The organism is Embleya sp. NPDC055664 (genome assembly GCF_053618075.1).
This window is the reverse complement of sequence record NZ_JBSHGZ010000012.1, coordinates 240,258-240,942: the sequence shown is the minus strand read 5'-3', so window position 1 is coordinate 240,942 and position 685 is coordinate 240,258. Positions and strand designations below refer to the sequence as shown.

General features: G+C 66.6%; 1 protein-coding gene and 1 rRNA gene. Both read left to right on the top strand.

The features are described from left to right. A 5S ribosomal RNA gene (rrf, locus tag ACWGR4_RS22025) occupies positions 1-87 on the top strand; the annotation flags it as partial. A 260-nt stretch (positions 88-347) separates the two neighbouring features. Continuing rightward, positions 348-685 (top strand): hypothetical protein (locus ACWGR4_RS22020; protein ID WP_452134229.1); only part of this gene is annotated, 338 nt, incomplete at its 3' end.

Below are 685 nucleotides of genomic sequence, written 5' to 3'. Positions count from 1 at the left end.
GGTCTCATTCCGAACCCGGAAGCTAAGCTCTCCAGCGCCGATGGTACTGCACTCGAAGGGGTGTGGGAGAGTAGGACGCCGCCGGAATCTACGTGAATAAGGGGCCCCACCCCGGTGGGGCCCCTTATTTTTTTATCCTGTTCTATTTATCGTGGCGACCCCTGTGTACAGGGGTTCACGGCCACTGTCGGGTGCGCCGACTTCGTTCGTCATACGGGACAATGGTGGTCGCGCCACAGGCGACTGCGTACCCGTACGACGATCACGAGGAGCAAATCCCATGTCCAATCCCCCCTCCGAAGGACGGCCGAGTCGCCGTCCCGGTGGATCGCAGTACTCGGGGGGCGGTGGCGGCGGTGATCGCCGGCCGTTCAACCGTGACGATCGTGGTGGCCGTCCGGCTTCCGGTGGTCGTGGCCAGGGCGGTCGTGACGATCGAGGCGGTTCGCGTTCTTCGTTCAACCGTGACGACCGCGGCGGCAACCGCGGTGCGGGCACGGGGCGTCCGCAGTCCGGTGGGCGGGACGATCGTGGTGGGTTCTCGCGTCCGTCGTTCAACCGGGACGATCGTTCCGGTGGCGGTGCGCGTCCGCCGTATCGGTCGGACCGGCCCGAGCGTTCGGATCGGCCTGCCCGGGACGACCGTGGGTCCGGCCGGCCGTCGTATGGCAATCGGGACGATCGT